Annotated in this window: 25 protein-coding genes; 14 read left to right on the plus strand and 11 right to left on the minus strand. The window is 70.2% G+C overall.

Annotated elements, in window-relative coordinates:
• Positions 1–102 precede the first annotated feature (102 nt).
• The gene (folP, locus tag ACWDR4_RS46510; RefSeq protein ID WP_450417822.1) at positions 103–963 is read right to left on the minus strand and encodes a dihydropteroate synthase; all 861 of its coding nucleotides are present in this window, start codon (positions 961–963) and stop codon (positions 103–105) included.
• 210 nt (positions 964–1,173) lie between these two features.
• Here folP and ACWDR4_RS46515 point away from each other — a divergent pair, with 210 nt between their 5' ends.
• Both ACWDR4_RS46515 and ACWDR4_RS46520 read left to right on the plus strand, forming a co-directional pair.
• Entirely contained in the window at positions 1,174–1,524 is a 351-nt protein-coding gene (locus tag ACWDR4_RS46515) for a DivIVA domain-containing protein (protein ID WP_450417824.1), read from the plus strand.
• Positions 1,521–2,111 (plus strand): DNA-3-methyladenine glycosylase I, encoded by a 591-nt coding sequence (locus tag ACWDR4_RS46520; RefSeq protein ID WP_450417826.1) that lies wholly within the window; start codon positions 1,521–1,523, stop codon positions 2,109–2,111. The genes ACWDR4_RS46515 and ACWDR4_RS46520 overlap by 4 nt, the downstream gene beginning before the upstream one ends.
• Before the next feature lie 112 nt (positions 2,112–2,223).
• Here ACWDR4_RS46520 and chcB read toward each other — a convergent pair whose 3' ends face one another.
• Entirely contained in the window at positions 2,224–3,027 is an 804-nt protein-coding gene (chcB, locus tag ACWDR4_RS46525; protein ID WP_450417828.1) for a 2-cyclohexenylcarbonyl CoA isomerase, read from the minus strand.
• A 357-nt stretch (positions 3,028–3,384) separates the two neighbouring features.
• Between chcB and ACWDR4_RS46530 the strand changes: the two genes are divergently transcribed.
• Positions 3,385–3,552 (plus strand): DUF3117 domain-containing protein, encoded by a 168-nt coding sequence (locus tag ACWDR4_RS46530; protein ID WP_003966491.1) that lies wholly within the window; start codon positions 3,385–3,387, stop codon positions 3,550–3,552.
• 86 nt (positions 3,553–3,638) lie between these two features.
• Here ACWDR4_RS46530 and ACWDR4_RS46535 read toward each other — a convergent pair whose 3' ends face one another.
• Positions 3,639–4,337, minus strand: a complete 699-nt coding sequence (locus tag ACWDR4_RS46535; RefSeq protein WP_450417855.1) for an O-methyltransferase — start codon at positions 4,335–4,337, stop codon at positions 3,639–3,641.
• Between the two features lie 210 nt (positions 4,338–4,547).
• Here ACWDR4_RS46535 and sigE point away from each other — a divergent pair, with 210 nt between their 5' ends.
• The 5 genes from sigE to ACWDR4_RS46560 all read left to right on the plus strand — a co-directional run bounded on the left by sigE (position 4,548) and on the right by ACWDR4_RS46560 (position 9,682).
• A complete protein-coding gene (gene sigE / locus ACWDR4_RS46540) occupies positions 4,548–5,321 on the plus strand; it encodes an RNA polymerase sigma factor SigE (protein ID WP_235475024.1) in 774 nt (257 codons plus the stop codon).
• On the plus strand, positions 5,318–6,316 hold the full coding sequence (locus tag ACWDR4_RS46545; protein WP_450417830.1) for an anti-sigma factor family protein: 999 nt from the start codon (positions 5,318–5,320) through the stop codon (positions 6,314–6,316). The genes sigE and ACWDR4_RS46545 overlap by 4 nt, the downstream gene beginning before the upstream one ends.
• Before the next feature lie 64 nt (positions 6,317–6,380).
• On the plus strand, positions 6,381–8,144 hold the full coding sequence (locus tag ACWDR4_RS46550; RefSeq protein ID WP_450417832.1) for a trypsin-like peptidase domain-containing protein: 1,764 nt from the start codon (positions 6,381–6,383) through the stop codon (positions 8,142–8,144).
• Positions 8,145–8,352: 208 nt separating this feature from the next.
• Positions 8,353–8,787: a sec-independent translocase gene (locus tag ACWDR4_RS46555; RefSeq protein WP_450417834.1), complete on the plus strand. Its 435-nt coding sequence runs from the start codon at positions 8,353–8,355 to the stop codon at positions 8,785–8,787.
• 235 nt (positions 8,788–9,022) lie between these two features.
• Positions 9,023–9,682: a hypothetical protein gene (locus tag ACWDR4_RS46560; protein ID WP_450417836.1), complete on the plus strand. Its 660-nt coding sequence runs from the start codon at positions 9,023–9,025 to the stop codon at positions 9,680–9,682.
• Between the two features lie 132 nt (positions 9,683–9,814).
• Here ACWDR4_RS46560 and ACWDR4_RS46565 read toward each other — a convergent pair whose 3' ends face one another.
• Genes ACWDR4_RS46565 through ACWDR4_RS46575 form a run of 3 tightly spaced genes read right to left on the minus strand, consistent with a single transcriptional unit; the run spans position 9,815 to position 12,915 of the window.
• Complete coding sequence (locus ACWDR4_RS46565) at positions 9,815–10,948, minus strand: Mrp/NBP35 family ATP-binding protein (protein ID WP_450417838.1); 1,134 nt, start codon at positions 10,946–10,948, stop codon at positions 9,815–9,817.
• Positions 10,949–10,991: 43 nt separating this feature from the next.
• A complete protein-coding gene (locus ACWDR4_RS46570) occupies positions 10,992–11,618 on the minus strand; it encodes a DUF1003 domain-containing protein (protein WP_450417839.1) in 627 nt (208 codons plus the stop codon).
• Positions 11,608–12,915, minus strand: coding sequence for a magnesium transporter MgtE N-terminal domain-containing protein (locus ACWDR4_RS46575; protein WP_450417840.1), 1,308 nt, complete (start codon positions 12,913–12,915; stop codon positions 11,608–11,610). The genes ACWDR4_RS46570 and ACWDR4_RS46575 overlap by 11 nt, the downstream gene beginning before the upstream one ends.
• 266 nt (positions 12,916–13,181) lie before the next feature.
• Between ACWDR4_RS46575 and ACWDR4_RS46580 the strand changes: the two genes are divergently transcribed.
• Positions 13,182–13,889, plus strand: coding sequence for a hypothetical protein (locus ACWDR4_RS46580; protein WP_450417856.1), 708 nt, complete (start codon positions 13,182–13,184; stop codon positions 13,887–13,889).
• Positions 13,890–14,081: 192 nt separating this feature from the next.
• Here ACWDR4_RS46580 and ACWDR4_RS46585 read toward each other — a convergent pair whose 3' ends face one another.
• Both ACWDR4_RS46585 and ACWDR4_RS46590 read right to left on the minus strand, forming a co-directional pair.
• A complete protein-coding gene (locus ACWDR4_RS46585; RefSeq protein ID WP_450417858.1) occupies positions 14,082–14,597 on the minus strand; it encodes a hypothetical protein in 516 nt (171 codons plus the stop codon).
• 60 nt (positions 14,598–14,657) lie between these two features.
• Positions 14,658–15,773, minus strand: a complete 1,116-nt coding sequence (locus ACWDR4_RS46590) for a magnesium and cobalt transport protein CorA (protein WP_450417842.1) — start codon at positions 15,771–15,773, stop codon at positions 14,658–14,660.
• A gap of 533 nt (positions 15,774–16,306) precedes the next feature.
• Between ACWDR4_RS46590 and ACWDR4_RS46595 the strand changes: the two genes are divergently transcribed.
• The gene (locus ACWDR4_RS46595; RefSeq protein WP_450417844.1) at positions 16,307–16,912 is read left to right on the plus strand and encodes a suppressor of fused domain protein; all 606 of its coding nucleotides are present in this window, start codon (positions 16,307–16,309) and stop codon (positions 16,910–16,912) included.
• 147 nt (positions 16,913–17,059) lie between these two features.
• Here the strand turns inward: ACWDR4_RS46595 and ACWDR4_RS46600 are convergent, their stop codons facing one another.
• Complete coding sequence (locus ACWDR4_RS46600) at positions 17,060–18,337, minus strand: MFS transporter (protein ID WP_450417846.1); 1,278 nt, start codon at positions 18,335–18,337, stop codon at positions 17,060–17,062.
• Between the two features lie 162 nt (positions 18,338–18,499).
• Here ACWDR4_RS46600 and ACWDR4_RS46605 point away from each other — a divergent pair, with 162 nt between their 5' ends.
• From ACWDR4_RS46605 to ACWDR4_RS46615, 3 genes are all read left to right on the plus strand, one after another.
• The gene (locus ACWDR4_RS46605) at positions 18,500–19,141 is read left to right on the plus strand and encodes a DUF6758 family protein (RefSeq protein ID WP_450417848.1); all 642 of its coding nucleotides are present in this window, start codon (positions 18,500–18,502) and stop codon (positions 19,139–19,141) included.
• Between the two features lie 206 nt (positions 19,142–19,347).
• On the plus strand, positions 19,348–20,217 hold the full coding sequence (locus tag ACWDR4_RS46610; protein ID WP_450417850.1) for a PHP domain-containing protein: 870 nt from the start codon (positions 19,348–19,350) through the stop codon (positions 20,215–20,217).
• A gap of 70 nt (positions 20,218–20,287) precedes the next feature.
• On the plus strand, positions 20,288–20,893 hold the full coding sequence (locus tag ACWDR4_RS46615) for a MarC family protein (RefSeq protein WP_235475009.1): 606 nt from the start codon (positions 20,288–20,290) through the stop codon (positions 20,891–20,893).
• A gap of 108 nt (positions 20,894–21,001) precedes the next feature.
• Here the strand turns inward: ACWDR4_RS46615 and ACWDR4_RS46620 are convergent, their stop codons facing one another.
• Positions 21,002–21,154: a hypothetical protein gene (locus ACWDR4_RS46620; RefSeq protein ID WP_107055985.1), complete on the minus strand. Its 153-nt coding sequence runs from the start codon at positions 21,152–21,154 to the stop codon at positions 21,002–21,004.
• 207 nt (positions 21,155–21,361) lie between these two features.
• Between ACWDR4_RS46620 and ACWDR4_RS46625 the strand changes: the two genes are divergently transcribed.
• Positions 21,362–22,270, plus strand: a complete 909-nt coding sequence (locus ACWDR4_RS46625; RefSeq protein WP_389348612.1) for an NYN domain-containing protein — start codon at positions 21,362–21,364, stop codon at positions 22,268–22,270.
• Between the two features lie 26 nt (positions 22,271–22,296).
• Here the strand turns inward: ACWDR4_RS46625 and ACWDR4_RS46630 are convergent, their stop codons facing one another.
• Complete coding sequence (locus ACWDR4_RS46630; protein ID WP_450417853.1) at positions 22,297–23,187, minus strand: alpha/beta fold hydrolase; 891 nt, start codon at positions 23,185–23,187, stop codon at positions 22,297–22,299.
• Positions 23,188–23,401: the final 214 nt, after the last annotated feature.

Consider the following 23,401-nt stretch of genomic DNA (forward strand, 5'->3'; position numbering starts at 1 on the left):
CCGTCCGGCGTTTGAGGACGAGGCCGTTCAGGCCGAAAGGGGGGTCTGGGGGCGCAGCCCCCAGGGATGGGACGGGTAGGGGCGGCGGGGGCGAGGAAACCCCTACGCCAGCCCCCTCCGCGCCACCGCAGGCGGACGGTGACCCGCGATCGACGTCACCATGTCCAGCACCTGGCGCGTCTCCGCGACCTCGTGGACGCGGTACACCCGCGCCCCCAGCCACATCGACACCGCCGTCGTCGCCAACGTCCCCACCAGCCGTTCCTTCAACGGCCGGTCCAACGTCTCGCCCACGAAGTCCTTGTTGGACAGGGACACCAGCACCGGCCACCCCGTCTCCACCATCTCCCCCAGCCGCCGCGTCGCCTCCAGGCTGTGCCGCGTGTTCTTCCCGAAGTCGTGCCCGGGATCGATCATCACCGACTCCCGAGGCACCCCCAGCGAGACCGCCCGCTCGGCCAGCCCGACGGTCACCCGGAGGATGTCGGCCATGACATCCCCGTACTCCACCCGATGTGGACGAGTCCGAGGCTCCGCACCGCCCGCGTGCGTGCACACCAGCCCCACCCCGTACCGCCCCGCGACCTCCGCGAGTCGCGGATCGACACCGCCCCACGCGTCGTTCAGCAGATCCGCCCCCGCCTCGCACACGGCCTCGCCCACGTCCGCCCGCCAGGTGTCCACGCTGATGATCACGTCGGGGAACCGGCGGCGCACCTCCGCCACGAAGCCGACCGTCCGCCGCGCCTCCTCCGCCGCCGTCACCTCCTCGCCCGGCCCCGCCTTCACCCCGCCGATGTCGATGATGGCAGCACCCTCTGACACCGCCTGCTCCACGCGCGTGAGCGCGGGCTCGTCGCGGAAGGTGGCTCCCTGGTCGTAGAAGGAGTCCGGGGTCCGGTTCACGATCGCCATGATCACCGGCTCGTGCGCGCCGAATTCACGCCTGCCCAGTCTGAGCATCGCCTGTGACCTCTCCTAGTACGTTCCGGTATTCGGCCGCCTGCGACCATAACTGCCAGACTCGCATGGCACGATCGGACCCTGCCGCATTGGGCTGAGGCACTTCAGCTCCACCCCGATCCATGCGATCCACCCGATCAACCCGCTCCTTCCGCTCCTTCCGATTCATCCGCTCCTTCCGATCCATCCGAATTCCATGGGGAACCAGCGATGTTGATGTTCTTGTTCCTGGTCGTCGCGCTCGCCGTCGTGGTCGGCGCGGTGACGCTGGCCGTGGTGGGCGGCGGCGAGAACGCCGTCCTGCCGGACGCCGTGCCCGAGCGCCTCCAGGACCCCCTGCCGCCCGACCGTCCGGTCGACCGCGGTGACGTCGAGTCCCTCCGCTTCCCGGTCGCCGCCCGCGGTTACCGCATGTCGGACGTCGACGACGCGCTCACCCGCCTCGGCGCCGAACTCGCCGAGCGGGACGCCCGTATCGCCGACCTGGAGTCCGCGCTGTCCGGCGCCCAGGCCGCGTCGAGGGTCCCCATGGACAAGCCGGCCGAGGGGAGCGAGCAGTGAGCGACGCCGGGGTGGCCCTCGCAGGCCCCGACGGCGCTCTGCGCTGCCCCTGGGCGCTGTCCACGGAGGACTACGTCGCGTATCACGACGAGGAGTGGGGGCGCCCGGTCCACGGCGACGACGCCCTCTTCGAACGGCTCTCCCTGGAGGCCTTCCAGTCCGGCCTCTCCTGGATCACCATCCTGCGCCGCCGGGCGGGCTTCCGTACCGCCTTCGCCGGCTTCGGGATCGCGTCCGTCGCGGTCTTCACGGACGCCGACCGCGAACGGCTCCTCGCCGACGCCGGCATCATCCGCAACCGCGCGAAGATCGACGCGACGATCGCCAACGCGCGCGTGCTCGCGGACTGGGCCCCGGGCGACCTGGACGACCTGATCTGGTCCCACGCCCCGGACTCCGCCACCCGCCCGGTCCCCAAGACCCTCGCCGACGTCCCCGCGGTCACCGACGAGTCGACCGCCCTGTCGAAGGCCCTGAAGAAGCGCGGCCTGCGTTTCGTGGGCCCGACGACGGCCTACGCGCTCATGCAGGCCTGCGGACTGGTCGACGACCACTTGGCAACGTGCGTCGCGAGAAGCGCCCCCTAAGGGGCGCGGGGAACTGCTAAGGGGCGCGGGGAACTGCGCGATCAACCCCCACGGACCCGCAGCTCCCAACGGCGCGTCCCACCCCAAACGCGTCCCACCCAAAAAGGGACTCTCACCGACCCAGATACTTCGGCTTCTCCTTGTTGACGAACGCCTGCACCGCGATCGCGTGGTCCTCCGACGCGCCCGCCCGTGACTGGAGTTCGTCCTCCTTCTCCAGGGTCTCCTCCAGGGAGTGGGAGAAGCCGTACGCGATGGCCTCCTTGAGGGCCGCGTACGCCACTGTCGGGCCGTCCGCCAGGGCCCGTGCCGTCTTCTCGGCCTCGGCCCGCAGGTCCGCCGCCGGGACGACCCGGTTCGCGATGCCCAGCTCGTACGCCTCCTGCGCCTTGATGCTGCGCGGGAACAGGAGCAGGTCCGCGGCGCGCCCGGGGCCGATCACACGCGGGAGCGTCCAGGAGACGCCCGAGTCGGCGGTCAGCGCCACGCCGGCGAACGACGTGTTGAAGGCGGCCGTGTCCGCGACGACCCGGTAGTCGGCGGCGAGCGCGAAGCCGAAGCCGGCCCCGGCCGCGACGCCGTTCACGCCCGCCACCACCGGCTTGGGCATGCCCGTCAGCGCCCGCACGATGGGGTTGTAGTGCTCGCGGACCGTGGTCATGGTCTGACCCGTGCCGGCCTCGCGGTCGGCCGCCAGCAGCCCGATGTGCTCCTTGAGGTCCTGACCCACACAGAACGCCCGGTCCCCGGCGGCGGTCAGCAGCACCGCCCGTACGGCGCCGTCCGTGGCCGCGGCCTCGACCGCCTCCCGGAGGGCGACCTTGGTCGCGATGCTCAGCGCGTTCATCGCCTCGGGGCGGTTCAGCGTGATCGTCGCCAGTCCGTCGTGCACCTCGTAGAGCACGGTGTCGGCCATGGGGGTCCCCTCCGGTGGGTGTCGCGGCTCGGTCGTCGCAGGACAGCATGGCGGAGATCACGGCCCGAGGAGAGGGCCGGTCATGTGACCTGCGTCAAAGAATTCCCGTCCGTCCGGCGTCGGCGCGGGTCCGCGCGGCGGCGAAGTATCGCAGCCACATCGGCGAATTGGGTGGTTTTGATCGCGCGCGTTGCTCAAGCGATGCCGACTGATGTTGGTCATAGGGTCCTGAGATGCGGGATAATGGCTTGGAAGCAATGTGTTCGATGCCGGTGACGTTCGTCCCATGAGGGGATGGGCGTGCCCTCCTAAGGGGCCGTCGGCGACGATGAGCTGGTTTCAGGAAGGGGAACGAGCATGGCGGCCATGAAGCCGCGGACGGGCGATGGCCCGCTCGAGGTGACAAAGGAGGGGCGGGGCATCGTCATGCGCGTTCCGCTCGAAGGCGGCGGTCGACTCGTCGTCGAGCTGACCCCTGACGAGGCCGACGCGCTGGGCGATGCCCTCAAGAAGGTCGTCGGCTGACGCGCGGACGCGTCCATACCCTTTCAGCTGCCCCGGCACCGTGAACACACGGTGCCGGGGCACTGTTTTGCCTCAGTGCTCGGGCATCAACGCTTGACCGCGCACAGCAGACCGTCGCCCACGGGCAGCAGGGACGACACCAGCTCCTGACTCTCGCGCACCGCGCGCAGCAGCTCCCGCAGCCGTATGACCTCGGTGGGCTGGGGCCCCGAATCGACCGTCCTGCCGTTGGCGAAGACGCCCTCGAAGACCACCAGGCCACCCGTACGGAGCAGACGCAACGATTCAGCTAGGTAGTCGAGGCTCTCCAGCCGGTCACCGTCGCAGAAGACGAGGTCGTAGCCGGCGTCCGCGAGCCGGGGCAGCACGTCCAGGGCGCGGCCCGGGATGAAGCGGGCGCGGTTGCTGGCGAAGCCGGACGCGCGGAAGGCCTGACGGGCGAACTGCTGGTGGTCGGGCTCGGGGTCGACCGTCGTCAGGACCCCGTCCGCGCGCATGCCGTGCAGGAGGTACATGCCCGAGACGCCCGTCCCGGTCCCGATCTCCGCCACCGCCTTCGCGTCCACGGAGGCGGCCAGCAGCCGTAGCGCGGCGCCCGTGCTGGGCGCCACCGAGCGCAGCCCTGCCTCGCGGGCCCGGTCACGGGCCCAGCGCAGTGCTTCGTCCTCGGCGACAAAGGCGTCGGCGAACGCCCAGCTCGTCTGCCGGTTGCCGGTAATGACCCTCTCCTGTCCCCGCAGTTGCCTGGGCGTGACTGTATCCGTTGCGGCCGGGAACCCGCAGATGGGACCGGGCGTTTAGAGGGGTGCGGGACGAGGTGGGACAGACAGGCTGACGACCAGGGGGACGAGCGGATGGACCAGCACACCGAGAAGGCTGAGAACGCAGGGTACGCAGAGGACGCGGGACAGGTGCTCACGCGGCCCGCCGAGCCGTATCAGCGGAGATCAATTTCTCGTAAAACCGCTTATCCGGAGCTAACGGGCGAGGTGGCTATGGTAGGTGCTCCACTGGTCACCACCAGAGCCGACAGGGGAGGTGCGGCTGCACCTGTGGATCGGGGAGGAGCGCTCCGGCGCCTTCTCGGATCAGCGGGCAGGCCGAAATCCGTGAACAACACCGCTGCTGACCCCAGCCACGCCGCTGACCGAGCCCAGACCGCGACCTTCTCCACCGACGCGGACGGGCAGGCGTGGACTCCGCCCACGTGGGAGGAGATCGTCAGCACGCACAGCGGCCGTGTCTACCGCCTGGCATACCGCCTCACCGGCAACCAGCACGACGCCGAGGACCTCACCCAGGAGGTCTTCGTCCGCGTCTTCCGCTCGCTGTCGACGTACACGCCCGGCACCTTCGAGGGCTGGCTGCACCGCATCACCACCAATCTCTTCCTGGACATGGTCCGCCGCAAGCAGCGCATCCGTTTCGACGCCCTCGGCGACGACGCGGCCGAGCGCCTGCCCAGCCGTGAGCCGTCCCCGCAGCAGGTCTTCAACGACGCGCACTTCGACGCGGACGTCCAGCAGGCCCTGGACACCCTCGCGCCCGAGTTCCGCGCCGCCGTCGTCCTGTGCGACATCGAGGGACTGTCGTACGAGGAGATCGCCGCGACTCTCGGCGTGAAGCTCGGCACCGTCCGCTCCCGTATCCACCGAGGCCGCTCCCAGCTCCGCAAGGCCCTCGCGCACCGCTCTCCGGAGGCCCGTGCCGAGCGCCGCTTCGCGGTGCCACGGGTGGCCGCGCTGGGAGGAGGGGGCGCGAGCGCGTGAGTGGATCACGGCCGTACTCTGCCGAGCGTTGCCTCGCCGAGCAGCATCTGGGAGACCGGCTCTCCGCCCTTGTGGACGGAGAACTCGGTCATGAGACGCGTGAGCGCGTCCTGGCGCACCTGGCCACCTGTCCGAAGTGCAAGTCGGAGGCCGACGCACAGCGCCGTCTGAAGAACGTCTTCGCGGAGATGGCCCCGCCACCGCCCTCCGAGAGCTTCCTGGCCCGTCTCCAGGGCCTGCCCGGCGGAGGTGATTCCGACTCCGGCGGCTCACCGCTGGGCGGGGGAGGTTTCCCCGACGGGCTCTCCGCGTTCCCCGGGGGTCCGGGAGTCGGCTCAGGAGTCTTCGGGGTGAGGGACGAAGGGTTCGGGTACGTGCCGGCCCGGCCGCACCCCTCCGTCCTCCCGTCGTCCGCCCCTGGCCGGGGTTTCCGTATCCATGACGTCGGCCGTCACGACGCCGACCGGTCGTCCTCGCGCAGTCTGCGGTTCGCGTTCGCCGCCGCCGGTGCGGTGTCGCTGGCCGCGATCGCGCTGGGCGGGGTGTCGACGGGCGTTCCCGGCGACACGGCCGAGGCCCGGGGCACCTCCGGGGGCAGCAATGTGACGCCGATGCGTCCGCAGGGCGGGGGCGCCGCGACGGCTCCCGACAGCCAGCGGCGCCGCTCGGTCGGTCCGCTGCTCTCGCAGGGGTTCGGGCAGGGGACGTTCGGGCAGGCGCCGGTGGCATCGACGGGGGCGTCCGCGCCCTTGCTGCCGGGCGTGCCGGCACCGGCCTCCGGGGGCCGGGAGCGCGCGGCCATGCATCCGCTGACCACGCCGGTCGTGGCCGCCGCCGCGGTGCTGTCCCCGCTGATACGCCCGCTGGAGGCCCCGCGGGTCGCCCTGACCTCCTGGTCGACGGCGCCCGAGGTGGCGGTGCAGGGCCTGCTCATGGCACCGGCGCCCGACGCGTCTCCCGCACCGTCCCCTTCCTCCTCGGACACCGTCCGCTGACCCCACGAACCTGGTTGAATCCGGGGTGCGGGCCGCACAACGGCGGGCCAGGTGTGGGGAGAGCATGAACGAGGGGAAGCCCGCGAAGGTCAAGTGGTGGAACCGGCCTCAGGAGGAATCGGCGCCGCCGGGTCAGGAGCGATCGGCTTCCGGATCGGAGGGTTCGACCGCCGAGGAGGACTTGGCTTCAGAGGGGGGTTTGGCCGCCGAGGCGCGGCTGTCCTCCGAGGAGGGTGTGGCTTCCGCAGAGGTTTTGGCGGGGGCCGACGGCGACGGTGACTTCGAGTTGCCGCCGCCCGTGGCGGTGCCTGGAGCGTCGGGTACGTCTGTAGTGCCTGAGGTGCCCGAAGCCGCGCCCGCCGCTCAGCCGGAACTCCCGCCCGGACCGCCCCAGCCCCTCCACGATCCTGATCCCTACAGCACCCCGCCCTACGGTCATCCCGGCCCCTGGGCGCCCGCTCCGCCGGTCCAGCACCCCGCGATGACCCCGGCGCACGGTACGGCCGTACCGGGGCCGCTGACGCCCCAGGGGCGGTCCGACGTACCGGAAGACGTGCCCGACGTACCCGAAGCCCCTCCTGCCCCTCCTGGGGCTCCCGAGACCGGCGCCGGTCCCAACCCCTGGCAGCGCTACGACCCTTGGGCGGCCTCGCCCCTCCAGTCCGCTCAGTCCCTCCAGCAGAACGGAGCCGCGCCCGCCGGTGCCCGGCCCGGGGCGCGGAAGCGTGGGCTGGTGGTCGGGGCCGTGCTGCTCGCGCTGCTCTCCGGGGGCGTCGGTGGCGCCGTCGGGTCGTATCTGGAGCGGCACGGCGGGGACGGCGACCGTATTCAGCTGCCGCAGGCCGAGAGCGACGGGTCCGTCGGGCGGGCCCCGGACAGCGTGGCCGGGATCGCCGCGCGTGCGCTGCCCAGCGTGGTGACGCTGCATGTGCGAGGGGACGAGGCCGAGGGCACCGGTACCGGGTTCGTGCTCGACGGCCGGGGACACATCCTCACCAACAACCACGTCGTCGAACCCGCCGGTGCCGACGGCGGGATAACCGTGACGTTCAGCGGCGGCGAGACCGCCGAGGCCGAGGTCGTCGGACGGGACAGCGGATACGACCTGGCCGTCGTCAAGGTGAGCGACGTCGACGGGCTCCAGCCGGTGGTCCTCGGGAACTCCGACAACGTGGCGGTGGGCGACCCCGTCGTCGCCATCGGGGCCCCCTTCGACCTCGCCAACACCGTCACGTCCGGCATCATCAGCGCCAAGGAACGGCCCATCACCGCCGGGGGCGAGAGCGGCGACGGCAGCGACGTGTCGTACGTCGACGCGCTCCAGACCGACGCGCCCATCAACCCCGGCAACTCCGGCGGGCCGCTGCTCGACGCCCGGGCCAGGGTCGTCGGGATCAACTCCGCGATCCGTTCCGCCGACAGCGCCTCGGGGCTGGACGGCACGCAGTCCGGGTCGATCGGGCTCGGCTTCGCCATACCCATCAACCAGGGCAAGCGCGTCGCCGAGGAACTGATCAACACGGGGCAGGCGACCCACCCTGTCATCGGCGTCACCCTCGACATGGACTACTCCGGCGACGGCGCGCGCGTCGGCACCGAGGACAGCGACGGCGGGCCCCCGGTCACCACCGGCGGCCCCGGCGACCGGGCGGGCCTGGAGGCCGGCGACATCATCACCGAGGTCGACGGGCGGCGCGTCCACTCCGGCGAGGAACTGATCGTCAAGATCCGCGCCCACCGCCCCGGTGACCGGCTGGAACTGTCCCTGGTGCGCGGCGGCAGGGAGCGGACGATCTCCCTCGTCCTGGGCTCCTCCGGCGGTAACTGACAGAAACGTCACAGGTGACGGGCCCGCACCTGCTCCCACTAGGCAAACATCCCGGAAAACCGGTCGCGTACACGCACTCTTCGGCCCCCGGACGGTACCGGTGGGACAGGATGGCCGGGTACCGTGGAACCGGCCCGGACCACGGAAGACCGCGAAGACCGCACGGACCACCGAGGGCCGAGGACCGAGGACTCGCAAGGAGCTTCAGGTGTTCAATGACATAGGACCGCTCGAGCTGGTGACGCTCGTGCTCCTCGCTGTGCTCGTCTTCGGTCCGGAGAAGCTTCCGAAGATGATCCAGGACGTCACGCGCACCATCCGCAAGATCCGGGAGTTCTCGGAGGGCGCGAAGCAGGACATCCGCCAGGAACTGGGCCCGGAGTTCAAGGACTTCGAGTTCGAGGACCTGAACCCCAAGACGTTCATCCGCAAGCAGCTGGACAACGACGAGCTGGGGCTCAAGGAGATCCGTAACGGCTTCGACCTGAAGAAGGAGATGGCCGAGGTCACGGACGCGGTTCATGGCCGCGATGCCGACTCGTCCTCCTCTTCGTCGTCCTCCGGTTCCTCCGGTGGCACCGTCGACATGACGAAGAAGCCCGAGCCGGACGAGCGCCCGCCCTACGACGCGGACGCCACCTGATCGTCGTACGCCTGCGTGCACATGTCCGTGTGCGCGTGACGCGATTCATACTCCGACTGGGCCTCGGACGGCCCGATCCGGACGTCTGCGCGGCCTACGCGCCGGGCGCTTTCCCTGCTGCTCGGAGCGGTGTGGCTATGCTGCCGAGTTGTTGTGGGGCTGTACATCGGCCAGCAACGCCGCCCGAAGGGGGGCGGGCCGTCCGGGCCGACGAGAACGAGGAGGCGTCCGGTACATGGAGACGACAAGTCGGGTGGGCGCACAGGCGCCGGCCGCGGAGGGCGGACAACCTGTCCCCTCCGCCCGGCGCACGATTGACGGTTATCTGCTGGCGCCCTTCCCCTGGTACGGCCTCGACGAGGCCTTCACGGGACCGCGCTGGCTGATGCAGGTGGGTACGGCGGCCGACGGTGCCGTCGAGCACGGTTCGATCGGGCACGGCGACGAACCCTCCGTACGGCACGAGGCCATGGGGGAGGACAGGGAGCGGTTCGCGGTGGTCGTCACCGTGGCAGCCAACCCCGTACGGCGCAGTGCGGACGGCACGGGGCTGCTGGAGGCGACCTCGGTGTCGTCTGCGGCCTGGCTGGCCGGGGTGGGGCTGCTGTCCTTCACCTGGCCCGGCCAGATGGACCACACCCTGCGGGACGACTGGCTCGACCAGCAGACGGAGACGGCGTGGGTCCTCGCGGACGATCTCGGCGGTTCTGACTGGTCCACGTTGTCCCTGCCGGTGGACGGGGTGCCTACGGCGTTCCACTACCGGGAGTCGGAGTTCGGGTGGGTGCTGGCCGGGTCTACGCAGGAGGGTGTGCACGTGGGGGCGTATGGGCGGGGGATGAGTGCGTACGGGCTTGGCTTCGCCATGATCAAGGACATTGGCGTTTACGCGTGATGTTTGGGGGCGCCGGTTGTTTGCGGCGCCCCTTCGTCGTGGGGGCTGGGGTTGTGTGGCGGGTGCTGCGCCGTCGTGGCTTGTCGCGCAGTTCCCCGCGCCCCTAAAAGCAAAAGCCCCGGCTGACCCCCGTTAGAACTTGTTCTTCGGAGTGATCCCGAGCGACAGTCCCGAAAGGCCCCGCTGCCTGCCTCCCAGCTTGCCCGCGATCGCGCGCAACGCCGCGCCTGCCGCTGAGTCCGGGTCCGACAGGACGACCGGCTTGCCCTCGTCGCCGCCTTCGCGGAGGCGGACGTCGATGGGGATGGAGCCGAGGACCGGGACCGTTGCTCCCGTGGTCCTGGTGAGGCCGTCGGCGACGCTCTGGCCGCCGCCCGTGCCGAAGACGTCGACCATCTCGCCGCAGTGCGGGCAGGGCAGGCCGGCCATGTTCTCGACCACGCCGACGATCTTCTGGTGGGTCTGGACGGCGATGGCGCCCGCCCGCTCGGCCACCTCGGCCGCCGCCTGCTGAGGCGTCGTCACGACGAGGATCTCGGCGTTCGGGACCAGCTGGGCGACGGAGATGGCGATGTCGCCCGTGCCCGGCGGGAGGTCGAGCAGCAGGACGTCCAGGTCGCCCCAGTACACGTCCGCCAGGAACTGCTGGAGGGCCCGGTGGAGCATCGGGCCGCGCCAGACGACCGGGGTGTTGCCCGGGGTGAACATACCGATGGAGATGACCTTCACGCCGTGCGAGGACGGCGGCATGATCATGTTCTCGACCTGGGTCGGCAGGCCGTCCACGCCCAGCATGCGCGGCACGCTGTGGCCGTAGATGTCGGCGTCGACCACGCCCACCTTGAGGCCGTCGGCCGCCATCGCCGCCGCCAGGTTGACGGTGACCGACGACTTGCCGACACCGCCCTTGCCGGACGCGATGGCGTACACGCGTGTGAGGGAGCCGGGCTTGGCGAAGGGGACCTCGCGCTCGGCCTGGCCGCCGCGCAGGGCGGACGCCAGTTCCTTGCGCTGGCTGTCGCTCATGACGTCGAGTTCGACGTCGACGCGCGTGACGCCCTCGACCCGCGAGACCGCCTCCGTCACGTTCTTCGTGATCGTGTCGCGCATCGGGCAGCCGGAGACCGTCAGGTACACGGCGACCGCGACCGCCCCGTCCGCGCCGACGACCACCGACTTCACCATCCCCAGCTCGGTGATGGGTCGCTGGATCTCGGGGTCGTTCACCGTCGCCAGTGCTTCACGCACCGCGTCTTCCGTAGCCATAACCACGATGGTACGGCGCCGCGCACAGCCCCCGGGAAGCCCGTCACCGGTCTTCTACGTCACGCCCCCGCGGCCGTTCTGCCGGGAATACGCCGGGTCGGCCGGAACGGTGCCCGGGATGCCCGTCCGCGTACCGCTCCTCGTACCGTTCCTCCAGCTCCTTGACCAGGTCCTGCAGCTCCGAGCGGATCCAGTCCCGGGTCGCGACCTCGCCGAGCCCGGCGCGCAGCGAGGCGATCTCGCGGGTCAGGTACTCGGTGTCGGCGATCGACCGCTCGTTCTGCTTGCGGTCCTGTTCGAGGTTGACCCGGTCGCGGTCGTCCTGCCGGTTCTGCGCGAGCAGGATCAGCGGGGCCGCGTAGGACGCCTGGAGGGACAGCATCAGCGTCAGGAAGATGAAGGGGTAGTGGTCGAAGCGCAGGTCACGCGGCGCGCTCACGTTCCACACCACCCAGAGGATGATGACGACCGTCATCCAGACGATGAACCGCCCGGTGCCGAGGAACCGCGCGATGCGTTCGGACAGCCGTCCGAAGGCCTCGGGGTCGTACTCGGGCAGCAGCCGGCGGCGAGGGGCGCGCGGCTGGTCGAGCCGGACCCGGGAGCGGCCGGTCGCGGTGGCTCCGGTGGCCGCGCGCTCGCGGGTGCCTGTCTCGCGCTCAGGAGTCATGGCCACCCGCCCCCTCGGCAGCGGAAGGCGCTGCGCTCTCGTCGAGGTGGAACTCCGTCTCCCGCCAGTCCTCGGGCAGCATGTGGTCGAGTACGTCGTCCACGGTCACCGCACCGAGCAGCGACCCGCTCTCGTCGACCACCGGCGCCGCCACCATGTCGTACGTCGCGAAGAACCCGGCGACGACCGGCAGTTCGGCGTCCGGGGACAGGGGCTGCAGATCGTCGTCGACGAGCGAGCCGACCAGGGTGTACGGGGGGTCGCGCAGCAGCCGCTGGAAGTGGACCGCGCCCAGGTACTTGCCGGTCGGCGTCTCGTCCGGCGGGCGGCACACGTACACCTGGGCGGCGAGCGCGGGGGAGAGGTCGGGTTCGCGGATCCGGGCCAGCGCGTCGGCGACGGTCGCGTCCGGCCGCAGCACGATCGGCTCGGTCGTCATCAGACCGCCCGCCGTGTCCTCGCGGTACGCCATCAGCCGGCGCATGTCGGCGGCGTCGGAGGGCTGCATCAGGCTCAGCAGCCGTTCCTGGTCGTCCTCGGGCAGCTCGCCGAGCAGGTCGGCGGCGTCGTCGGGGTCCATCGCCTCCAGGACGTCGGCGGCGCGTTCCTCCTTGAGCTTGCCGAGGATCTCGATCTGGTCGTCCTCGGGCAGCTCTTCGAGCACGTCGGCCAGCCGGTCGTCGTCGAGGGCGGCGGCTACCTCCGCGCGCCGCTTGGGCGACAGGTGGTGCAGCACGTTCGCGAGGTCGGCGGGGCGCAGCTGCTCGAAGGTGGCGAGGAGGCTCTCGGCGCCCTGTCCGTCCTCCTCCAGGGAGAACCCGGTGACGGCGGACCAGTCGACGGTCAGCGTCTCGCCGGTGTTGCGCCGGAAGGCTCCGCCGCGGCCCTTCTTCCGTACGAAGACCCGCTCGATCTCCCAGTCGCGGCGGGCCGGCAGCTGTCGTACCGCCACATCCAGGACGGTGACCTCCTCGCCGGTCTCGCTGAGGGTGACGCGACGGTCGAGCAGTTCGCCGAGGACGAGCCGCTCGGTGGGGCGCTGCTCGAAGCGCCGGACGTTCAGCACGCCCGTTGTGATGACCTGGCCGGACTCGATGCCGGTGACACGGGTCATGGGGATGAAGACGCGGCGCCGGGTGGTGAGTTCGACGACCAGCCCGAGCAGTCGGGGCGGGCGGTGGCTGACGCGCAGCATGGCGACGAGGTCGCGCACCCGGCCCACCTGGTCGCCGTTCGGGTCGAAGACGGCCGTACCGGCGAGGTGCGAGACGAAGACACGGGACGAGCCTGCGGCCATGCCGTGCCTCCTGCCTCGGTGCGCGCTGCGGGGAGCGCGTCGGATTGTTTCCGGGGGTTCCGAATTGCCTGCTCGGATGCGCTTCAGGCTAGCCCGTCCGGTTCGCCTACGCCCTGGTGGGGGGTCCGGACGGACTGGCTCCGCCGGGGCCCCACGGCACCGGTACGCTGCCGTCCAGACCGCTCAGGACACCCGTACGAGAGGCAGCCCCACCTGTGTCTGCGATTCCCCGTGGCCGTACCCGCAGCGCCGGACTGGTGGGCGCGATGTGCGCCCTGGTCGTGACGGGGACAGGACTCACGGGATGCAGTTCGGACCCGGACGAGGGCACCAACGGGGTCGGCAAGCTGCCCGCCGACACCATCCAGACGAAGACCCGTACGGCCGCCGAGTCCGCCGACGCCGTACGGCTCTCCGGGACCGTCGTGACCAACGGGACCACCTACACCCTCGACATGCGCCTCAAGGACGACGGCGGCACCGGCTCGGTCACCGCGAAGGGGTCGACGTTCCGGCTGCTGCGGGTCGGGGAGCACCTGTTCCTGAAGGCTGACGCCGCGTTCTGGAGCCACGAGGACAACGGCAAGGGCGGTGCCAGCGACTCGGACGCGGCAGCCGCAGAGAAGCTCGGGGGCCTGTTCGTGAAGGTGCCGACGGGCGACCCCTCGTACAAGAAGTTCAGCGGCTTCACCGACAAGGACGTCCTCCTGGACGGCCTCCTCACCCTCCACGGCAGCCTCGCGACAGACGGCCACCACAAGCAGTCGGGCATCCGCACGATCCGCATCACCGGCGACGAGGGCTCCGGCGGCACCCTGGACGTCTCCCTGGAGGGCTCCCCGTACCCCTTGCGCCTGGTCCGCGCGGGCGGCGCGGGGACGCTGCTGCTGAGCGACTGGGGCAAGGACTTCCCCCTGGAGGAACCAGAGAAGGACGAGACCGTGGATTACGGCCAGCAGCTGCCGACGTCCTGAGCGGTCGGTTCTTTCGCTGCGGGCCGGTGGGGGCTGGTCGCGCAGTTCCCCGCGCCCCTTTTGGGGGGCGCAGCCCCCCAAACCCCCCCCACAGGGCGACGGGGGCTGGTGGCCGAAATTCTTGCCCCCGCCCGCCTCAAAGGGGCGCGGGGAACTGCGCGACCAGCCCCCACGGGCGCGCGGGCAAACGAACTACCTGCCCCGCCGCTTCCGAAACAGCAGCCGCGGCAACCCCGCCGGGATCGGCTCCCGAGTCGTCGCAGGCGAAGGCACAGGCGGCGCAGCCAACGACCCCTCCGGCAGAGGGCGCGAGCCCCCCGCGCGCGGAACCAACCGCACCACCCGACATTCACGCGCCCACCGAGACGGCATGGCCTCGCCGTCCGGCGCGTTCAACCGCTTCCCCTTCAGCTCCGCGACAGCGGCCTCCCACTCCGGGGAGTCCGGCGCCAGCTCCACGACCGTCGCCGCCCAGGTGACCAACCGCCCACCCTTGTCCTTGCTGCGGACGGTGACCTCCGCCTCGGCCCCGTCGACCAGTCCCGGCAGGGGCTGCTCACCGGGCCCGTCGCCGACCAGGACGGCCCCGCCCTCGTGCCAGACGTGCCACAGGGCGCGAGAGGGCCCGGCGGCGCCCTTGACCCAGACGAGGCCGGACTTCTTCGTGGCCTCCTCGACGAGGGCCCGGTCGAGCAGCGTGTCAGTCATGGGCGTCGTGGACGTCATGGGCAGAAGCGTAACGACGCCGTGCCCCGCCACCAGCCCCCGTCACAGCCAGCCGTTGCGCTTCAGCGTGCGGTGGATGCCGAAGCAGAGGCCCACCATGACCGTCATGACGACGGGGTAGCCGAACTTCCAGTGCAGCTCGGGCATGTAGTCGAAGTTCATGCCGTAGACCCCGCACACCATCGTCGGTACGGCGATGATCGCGGCCCAGGACGTGATCTTCCGCATGTCCTCGTTCTGCGCGACGGACGCCTGCGCGAGGTTGGCCTGGAGGATCGAGTTGAGCAGCTCGTCGAAGCCGATCACCTGCTCCTGGACCCGGGCGAGGTGGTCGGCGACATCGCGGAAGTACTTCTGGATGTCGGGGTCGATCAGCCGCATCGGGCGCTCGCTCAGCAGCTGCATGGGCCGCAGCAGCGGCGAGACGGCCCGCTTGAACTCCAGGACCTCACGCTTGAGCTGGTAGATCCGGCCGGCGTCGGTACCGCGCGGAGTGCCCTTGCGGCCCGGCGAGAACACCTCCGTCTCGACCTCGTCGATGTCGTCCTGCATGGCGTCCGCGACCGCGACATAGCCGTCGACGACATGGTCGGCGATGGCGTGCAGCACGGCGGAGGGGCCCTTGGCGAGCAGTTCGGGGTCGTCCTGGAGACGGTGGCGCAGCGCGCGCAGGGAGCCCTGGCCGCCGTGCCGGACGGTGATGAAGAAGTCCCGTCCGGTGAAGCACATCACCTCGCCGGTCTCCACGACCTCGCTGTTCGCGGTGAGTTCGGCGTGGTCGACGTAGTGGATGGTCTTGAAGACGGTGAAGAGCGTGTCGTCGTACCGCTCCAGCTTGGGCCGCTGGTGGGCCTGGATCGCGTCCTCGACGGCGAGCGGGTGGAGCCCGAACTCGCTGGCGATACCGGAGAATTCGGCCTCCGTCGGCTCATGCAGTCCGATCCACACGAAGCCCCCGTCGCGGCGCACCTTGCGCATCGCCTCGTGCGGGGTGAGCGCCTTCGGGGTCTCGATCCGGGCGCCGTCGCGGTAGACCGCGCAGTCGACGACGGCCGAGGGCGTCGAGGGGTCGCGGGTGGGGTCGTAGGTGCTGCCGTCCTTGCGCAGGGAGGGACGGGACGGGCGGACCGCGGCACGCAGGTTGTGGATCATCGACATTTGGCAGGCTCCTTCGCGACACGCAACGAAAGACCGCCGTCAACGGTTGGAACTGCCCGGAATGGGGACGTCCTGACTGAGGATGTTTGGCACGTCCACAAAGCGGGGAGCACCGCACCGTCGCGGTGGTGAGCTTCGCTACTGATTCAGAACTGACTCAGATCACATGGATCGGGCAAAACGAAACCAAGTGCTCTTCCGCGATGACGCGAACGCGAATGTGACGCGATGCGGTGCGATGCGAGAGATGACAGCCCAGCGGGGGAGCGGCCGGAGCAACTACATCAGCGGGCGGAAGAGCGGGTGCTACTGCACGGATGACTTCGATCCATTGCAGCCCCACCTCCTCCGGCCGGTCCCTCGTGAGGGACGATCATTCCCCTTCAAGGGGAGCCCCCTAAGGGGAACTTCAGCGGTGTCGGGACTTGATCGCGACGCTTCTGCGTGCTGCCCCGAACCCGGCCTAGGGTAACAGCCGACGGAACTGTCAAGGCGCGCGTTTGCCCGCAACTGACGAGTTCTATGCTCGCCGCATGGCTGATGTTCTTCCTCTGGTCGAGGCCCGGTTGCGTACGACGCTGGGCGAACCGGACGCGCGCGCCGCGGTCACCTTCCTCGGCACGGACCGCGTCGAGGTGCTGCGTTTCCAGGGCCAGGACCAGGAAGGGGAGGACGGGGAGATCGTCCGCTACGCCACGCTCGGCATGTCCGCGCAGCCGATGGCGGACCCCACCGCGGTGCTCGCCGACCCGGTGAAGGGCCCGCGCGCCGAACTGGTCATCTCCGTCCGCGCCGGCCTCGCCGACACCGACAAGGTGCTGCGCCCGCTCGCCGTCCTCGCCGCGTCCCCGCAGGTCGAGGGTGTGATCGTGGCCCCCGGCGCCTCACTCGACGTCGGTGAGCCGCTGTGGCCCGGGGCGCCCTTCACCTCGGTCCTGGTCGCCGAGCCGGGCGGCCTGGTCGAGGATCTGGAGCTGGACGAGCCCCTGGACCCCGTCCGCTTCCTGCCCCTGCTCCCGATGACCCCGAACGAGGCCGCCTGGAAACGCGTCCACGGCGCCCAGGCCCTCCAGGAACGCTGGCTCACAAACGGAACGGACCTACGGGACCCGTCCCGCAGATCCGTCCCCCTGGACTGACCCTCACCTTTGACCCCGGAGTGACCGATGTCACCAACGGCCGCCTGGAAGCGGCCAGTTGGGCAGCGCCCCTTCAGGGGCGCGGGGAACAGCGCGACCAGCCCCCACGGGCCCGCAGGTAGAACACCACGCCCCCGCGCGGAGCGCTCAGTTCGCGAACACCCCGACACTGTCCTCGGAAGCGTGCCGAACCTCCAGCACCTCCACCTCGTGCGTCAGCGACTTCCGCCGCACGACAACCACCACCGCACCGAGCGCGGCGGTCACCGCCGCCACCACGAACGGCATGTGGATGTCACTCCACTCCTCGATCTTCGGCGCGAAGTACGGAGCCGCAGCCGCCGCGAACCACCGCACGAAGTTGTAGCCGGCGCTCGCCACCGGACGCGGCGCGTCCGAGACACCCAGCGCCAGCTCCGTGTACACCGTGTTGTTCACGCCGATGAACGCGCCGGACAGCACCGTGCAGACGACGGCGACGGTGTGGCTGCCGTAGCCGAGGACCAGGACGTCGACGGCGAGCAGCACCAGCGAGCCGCCGAGCACCGTCAGCGAACCGAACCGCCGCTGCAGACGCGGTGCCACGAGCACCGACGAGACGGCCAGCAGCACACCCCAGACGAAGAACACGGCCCCCGACTTGTACGGCGTCATGTCGAGCACGAACGGGGTGAAGGCCAGCACGGTGAAGAACGTGTAGTTGTAGAAGAAGGACGAGATCGCGGCGGAGGCCAGACCACCGTGGCCGAGCGCCTTGACCGGGTCCAGCAGCGAGGTCTTCCGGGCCGGCTTCGGCTGCTCCTTCAGGAACACCGTGATGCACAGGAAGCCGATCGCCATCAGGAACGCGGTGCCGAAGAAGGGGTAGCGCCAGCTGGCGTTGCCGAGCAGCGCGCCCAGCAGGGGGCCGCACGCCATGCCGAGGCCCAGGGCGGACTCGTACAGCAGGATCGCCGCGGCGCTGCCGCCGGCCGCCGCGCCGACGATGACCGCGAGGGCCGTCGAGACGAAGAGCGCGTTGCCCAGGCCCCAGCCCGCCCGGAAGCCGACCAGTTCGGCGACCGAGTCCGAGGTGCCGGCCAGACCAGCGAAGACCACGACGAACGCGAGGCCGAGCAGCAGGGTCTTGCGGCCGCCGATACGGCTGGAGACGAAGCCGGTGACCAGCATGGCCACGGCGGTGATCAGGAAGTACGAGGTGAAGAGCAGGGAGACCTGGCCGGCCGTGGCGTCCAGGCCCTTGGCGATGGACGGCAGGATCGGGTCGACCAGCCCGATGCCCATGAAGGCGACGACGGATGCGCCGGCGGTAGCCCAGACGGCCTTCGGCTGCCGGAGGAGGCTTGCCGTGCCCGCTGTGCCTTCCAGGCCGTCAATGCCTTCTGCGCCCGCTGTTTCCTCCGCGCCTTCCGTGTTGCTGTGCATGTCTGCTCCCCGGTGGATCGTTGGTGTATGCACATAGTAAGTTAGGGAAGCTAATTAATGCAATCTACATCTAGTTCACCTGATGGAAAGGGTGGAAACGTGTCACTCCGGACGGGTGATCGTCCTTGACGGGAGGAAGGACGGGGAGGACCGTGGGGCCCTATGAGGGGCGAACCCAGTTGCCCGAAGTGTGGTGGCCGGGTCAGGGCTCCCGGACTCTTTGCCGACTCCTGGCAGTGCGATGTGCACGGGACGGTGCATCCGCTGCAGCCCGTGATCCCGCCCAGCGTCGAGGCCCTCAATGTCGTCGTGCATCGCACGCAGGTCCCGGTGTGGATGCCGTGGCCGCTGCCGGTCGGCTGGCTCTTCACGGGCGTGGGCTGCGCGGGCGACGACCGCAGTGGCGGCCGTGCGACGGCGGTGGCCTGTTCGGGCCCCGGCCCGCTCGGGGGCATGGGTGAGCTGATCCTGGTCGCGGAGGAACTCGGCGTCGGCCTCGGTGCGCGGTACGCGGGCATCGACGGGCCCGATCCGGGGCCGTACATGAACGTCGAGAAGCCGGCCGAGGCGAAGGTGTTGGCGGCGGGGCGGCCTACTCCGTTGTGGCATGTCACGGGTGGGCCCGATGATCGGGCGGTGTTCGCGGGGGAGGCGCTGGGGCTGTGGTTGTGGGCTGTGGTGTGGCCCGAGCAGTCGGGGTTGCTGATGTATGACGAGCTGGTGCTTACGGATTTGCGGGATGCGGGGGCTGAGGTGGAGTTGGTTCCGTGTGGGGCGTTGTCGCCTCGGTTGCTTCAGCCTTGAGGGTGCCGGTGCCGGCTGGGTTTGGGGTGTCTGGGGTGCGTTGCGGGGTGCGGGCCCGGTGGGGGCTTGTCGCGCAGTTCCCGCGCCCCTGTAGGTCAGCTGCCGTAAGGGGCGTTTAGAGGTTTCAGGTGTGACGTGGTGGCCCTCTGGGGCCGTTATGCTTGACGCGTTCCTGCCCCTCCCCGTCGTCGCCTGGAGTTCGCACCGTGCGCATCGATCTGCACTGCCACTCCACCGCGTCCGACGGTACGGACACGCCTGCCGAGCTGGTGCGTAACGCTGCTGCGGCCGGGCTCGATGTCGTCGCGCTGACCGATCACGACACGACCCGGGGGTACGCCCAGGCGATCGCCGCGTTGCCTGTCGGGCTCACGCTCGTCACCGGGGCCGAGCTGTCCTGTCGGCTCGACGGGATCAGCATGCACATGTTGGCCTACCTGTTCGATCCCGAGGAGCCCGCGCTGTTCGCCGAGCGGGAGCTGGTGCGGGACGACCGGGTGCCGCGCGCCCAGGGCATGGTGGCCAAGCTCCAGGAACTGGGCGTGCCCGTCACCTGGGAGCAGGTCGCGCGGATCGCCGGGGACGGTTCCGTGGGCCGGCCGCATGTCGCGACGGCGCTGGTCGAGCTGGGCGTCGTACCCACCGTGAACGACGCCTTCACCGGCGACTGGCTGGCCGACGGCGCCCGGGCCTACGTACCGAAGCACGAGACCGACCCCTTCGAGGCGCTGCGGCTGATCAAGGGGGCCGGTGGCGTGGCCGTGTTCGCGCACCCGGCCGCGAGCAAGCGGGGGCGGACGGTGCCGGAGTCGGCGATCGCGGAGCTGGCCGCCGCCGGGCTCGACGGCATCGAGGTCGACCACATGGACCACGAACCGGCGACCCGCGCGCGGCTGCGCGGCCTCGCGGCGGAGCTGGGGCTGCTGGCCACCGGCTCCTCCGACTACCACGGCAGCAGGAAGACGTGCGTGCTCGGGGAGTACACGACGGACCCCGAGGTGTACGGGGAGATCACGCGGCGGGCCACCGGGGCGTTCCCGGTGCCGGGGACCGGCGGAGCAGGAGTCGGAGCTTGAGGCCTCGGCCCCGGCCCCTGCGTTCATCTCCCCTTTCCCCTCCCCGTATCTACGCAAGGCTCCCTCACCCATGTTCGACGTCGCTGTCTTCGGCTCGCTCTTTCTCACCCTCTTCGTGATCATGGATCCCCCTGGGATCACCCCGATCTTTCTCGCGCTCACCGCCGGTCGCCCCGCCCGCGTGCAGAAGCGGATGGCGTTCCAGGCCGTCTGTGTGGCCGGCGGTGTGATCACCGTGTTCGGGCTGCTCGGGCACCAGATCCTGGACTATCTGCATGTCTCCGTGCCCGCCCTGATGATCGCGGGCGGGCTGCTGCTCCTGCTGATCGCGCTCGACCTGCTCACCGGCAAGACGGACGAACCCAAGCAGACCAAGGACGTGAACGTCGCCCTCGTACCGCTCGGCATGCCCTTGCTGGCCGGGCCCGGGGCGATCGTGTCGGTCATCCTGGCCGTGCAGAAGGCGGACGGCGTGGCCATGCAGGTGTCGGTGTGGGCGGCGATCCTGGCCGTCCATGTCGTGCTGTGGGTGGTGATGCGGTACTCGCTGCTGATCATCCGCGTCATCAAGGACGGGGGCGTGGTCCTGGTGACCCGGCTCGCGGGGATGATGCTCTCCGCGATCGCCGTGCAGCAGATCATCAACGGGGTCACCCAGGTGGTCCAGCAGAGCTGATGCGTACAGATGTGCGCGGATATGCAGAACCCCCGTACGGCGTCGGTGCCGTACGGGGGTTCTGAAGTCTGCTCGTCGTCCGCGAGCGTCATCCGCGCATGTCGCGCGTTATGAGGCCGAGGTCTCGGCCGGGCGGATCCAGAGGCGCTGCCCTATGGCGGCTGCTTGCTGCACGATCCGGTTGACGGAGGCGGCGTCCACGACCGTACTGTCGACGGGGGTGCCGTCGACGTCGTCAAGACGCATGATTTCGAAGCGCATGGGCTTCTCCCTTCGTCTGGTCATCCTCCTGAGGAGAACTACTTGGTTACGTAGTACTCAACTACGTGCGTGTTACGAACATTCCCTACGCTAAGGAAATTTTTCGAACGTCTAACTACCGCCTGGTGAAAGTCGCATAGACGGCATACAGGAGACTGACCGGGACCGGTTGTGTTCGAAGCGTGACCGCCGAGACAATGGAGGCATATGAACAACGACGACCACGACGATCACGCGGAGCTGAGCGCCCGCATCGACCGTACGAACGAGTTGCTCCATCGCATGCTCGCCGAGGTGGCGAAGACGCCCTCGACACATGCGATCTTCGTCGACGCCGGATATCTGTACGCGGCAGCGGGCCGGCTCGTCGCCGGGACCGAGGACCGCCGCAGCTACGAGCTGGACGCGGAAGGTCTCATCGAGGCGCTCATCGACAAGGCACGCACGATCTTCGCGGACAGCCGGCTGCTGCGCGTCTACTGGTACGACGGTGCCCGGCGCCGCATCCACACCATCGAGCAGCAGTCGATCGCGGAACTTCCCGATGTGAAGGTGCGCCTGGGCAACCTCAACGCCAACAACCAGCAGAAGGGCGTGGATTCCCTGATCCGGACCGACCTGGAGTCGCTCGCCCGGCACCGCGCGATCAGCGACGCCGCGCTCATCGGCGGCGACGAGGACCTCGTGTCGGCGGTCGAGGCGGCACAGGGGTACGGGGCGCGGGTCCACCTCTGGGGCATCGAGGCGCCCGAGGGCCGCAATCAGGCCGAGCCGCTGCTCTGGGAGGTCGACAGCCAGCGCACCTTCGACCTCGACTTCTTCAAGCCGTACGTCGCCCGGCGCACGGCCGCGTCCTACGAGGCGTCGGTCGGGACGCGGCCCACGCGCGAGGACGTGCGGTTCGTGGGCGCGCAGATCGCGGCGAAGTGGCTGGCGGCGCGGGGGCGCGAGTCACTGGTCGAGCTGCTGCCCGGGCATCCGTATCTGCCCGGGTCCGTCGACCAGGACCTGCTGGTGGAGGCGGAGGGGCTGCTCCAGTACTCGCTGCGCGGACAGGCCGAGCTGCGGCGGGCGCTGCGGGACGGGTTCTGGGAGCACTTGCAGACGCAGTACTGAGCATCGGCAGTAATCGGCAGCAACGGTCACTTCCCGGTGGTGTCCCAGAAGTCGGCCAGCGCGCGGGCCGTCTCCAGCGGGCGGTCCGTGTTGGGGGAGTGCTCGGCGCCGTCGATGACGGTCCGGTGTGCGCGCAACCGTACGGCCATGTCGTCGAGGAGCGGGACGGCCCAGGTGCCGTCCTCGGTGCCGGACAGGACATGGAAGGGCAGCGGTACGGTGGCAAGTTCCGCCACCCGGTCCGGCTCGGTGCACAACTGGCGCCCCGTGGCGACGAGTTGGGCCGGGCTGTTGCCCATCCAGCGGCGGCGCAGATCCTCGCGGTCGTCGAGCCCGGCGTCCACGGCGTCCACCGAGTCGAGGTCGCCGCCGCCGGCCTGCGGGTCGTCCATGGCCTGGATGGCCTGCCAGACCTGGGCCATGCTCATCACGGCGAGCGCGTCCCGGAGCAGTTTCGCGCGCTGCTGCTGTGGCTCGGAGATCTCGGCGGGGCCCGAGGAGATGAGGGTCAGCGAGACGAACGGGGTGTGGTCGAGGAGGACGGCGGCTCGGGCGATCTGTCCGCCGAGCGAGTGCCCGACGAGGTGTACGGGGGTGCCGACGGCTGCGGCCTGTGTGAGCACGTCCTGGGCCAACTCGCTTTGCGCGTACGCCGATTCGTCGTCCCGGGGGCCGGGTGACTCGAACTGGCCGCGGCCGTCGACGGCGACGGTGCGGTAGCCGCGCGCGGCGAGTGGCTCGTGCATCGAGATGAAGTCCTCCTTGCTGCCGGTGAACCCGGGCAGCAGCAGGACGGTCCCCTTCGGCTCGATGCCGACGCCCACGGAGGCGTCGACGACGGCGAACTCACCACGCGCGGTACGCAGCGCGTAGGCACGGGCGCCGGGGGGCGGGGCGAAGGTCAGAGGCCTGCTCATGGGACGAGGTTATCCGGCGTGGGTGAGGGGGAGGTGGGCGGCTTGGGGCTTGGGCGGGGGCCGTGAGTGGTTCGCCCCCGCCGCCCTTACCCGTCCCATCCTCGGGGGCTGCCGCCCCCGAACCCCCGCTACGGCCCTGAACGGGCCTTGTCCTCAAACGCCGGACGGGCTGGGTGACCATCGTCATGATCCTCTTCGAGCTTTTCGTGCAGGC

It is taken from the genome of Streptomyces sp. NPDC000878 (assembly GCF_053599695.1).